This window comes from Bartonella sp. OC68QHHN (assembly GCF_042193875.1).
Taxonomy (GTDB): Bacteria; Pseudomonadota; Alphaproteobacteria; order Rhizobiales; family Rhizobiaceae; genus Bartonella; species Bartonella grahamii_A.
On sequence record NZ_JBHIME010000018.1, the window covers coordinates 1 to 1,314 of the forward strand.

Genomic DNA, 1,314 nt, shown 5'->3' on the forward strand with positions numbered 1-1,314 from the left:
AACAATCCCGCCATTCCAAGCAAAGGCAAGGATGGCAGATTGTTGGTCATTACAAGCAAGACTTAAGGTTTGCATTCAGGTGCATTTTTATATTTTTTACAAAAAGGGCTATTTAAGCGCTTCTTGACACTGCGCTGTGGAACAACAGCACCTGGACGACAAATCGGGAGATTTTCGGCTTTATGATTCTCGCACCAAGTCCCTCCCCCCACTTTATCACGGAAACCAGCCTGAACCATACAAGCATAAATTGTTGCCTTTTGATTAAAGCTGCGATTATCATTCTCTGGATCCGCATCAATAAGGCTTGGCATTCCACATTCTAACAAAGCTTTTCCTGCCTCTGTCAAATCTGCTCCTGGCTTCTCCCACGCAGTCACATACCCTGGAGGAGGTTTGTTAAACTGACATCCAGCGATACTTAACAAAGTTACAGTGCTTAATAATTTTAAAGTTTGTTTCATTTTTCACTCCATGATCTAATTCAAGGTTTTTGTTCTAAATGAGATGAGCCATAAAACTTTTGGCACATATCACTCGCATGTCCAAGGCAAGTATGAGGATTGTAAGGATTTGTGAACATTTTCCATGTTTCTTTCCACCTGCTACTACCAGCAGGTATTGTCTCGTAAGTATAGCCATTGCCGCCAATCCATCGACTTACAAAATCATATCTATGCCCATCAAAGCCAATAGTAGTTTGTTTGCCATCACTCACATAACCTAACAGATCGGATGCCGCCAAAACATTGAAGGCTGGTCCATAGAAATTGATATTCGTGTTTTCGTTGGCTATACCGTGAACACCTTCTTGTTTGAAAGAATTCAGCATATTCCCCAATGTCATTGTCCCGCGACTATGTCCATAAAGTTCTAATCCTGTAAGACCATAGCTATACATCAAATCTTTTGCTTCTTGTGTGGAATTGGTCAAACCCCANAACAGCGGCTTCCTCTGGTGGAGTAAAGATGCCATTAAAGGACACATGCACCTTGCCATCAGCACCTTCTTGCAAATGCTGCTTTTCTTCATCCGTTAAATAATGAAAGTGAGGTATTGGTTGTCCACGAGCATCTCTTATAGGTACCCCATTTGCATCTGTTTTATAGATTATATTTCCGTCTTTATCACGGTCGACCACAGCGATGGGGTGCTCTTTGATAAACATGGTTTTATAGGAGTCATCACTGTATTTAAATCCTTCTTCTAAAAGTTGGGTTGCCATTTCGCGGTTTTCACGAACGATTTGTTCCAGCTTGCCTACATCGAGCTGTTGTACACCCTGATGGGCGGTAGCAGTATCACGATTAAGC

2 protein-coding genes are annotated in these 1,314 nt (G+C 41.9%); both read right to left on the reverse strand.

What is annotated here, in order from left to right:
* Positions 1-62: 62 nt before the first annotated feature.
* Positions 63-464: a hypothetical protein gene (locus ACFIJ0_RS01795; RefSeq protein ID WP_375644152.1), complete on the reverse strand. Its 402-nt coding sequence runs from the start codon at positions 462-464 to the stop codon at positions 63-65.
* A 20-nt stretch (positions 465-484) separates the two neighbouring features.
* Positions 485-934: a hypothetical protein gene (locus ACFIJ0_RS01800; RefSeq protein WP_375661383.1), complete on the reverse strand. Its 450-nt coding sequence runs from the start codon at positions 932-934 to the stop codon at positions 485-487.
* Positions 935-1,314 lie beyond the last annotated feature (380 nt).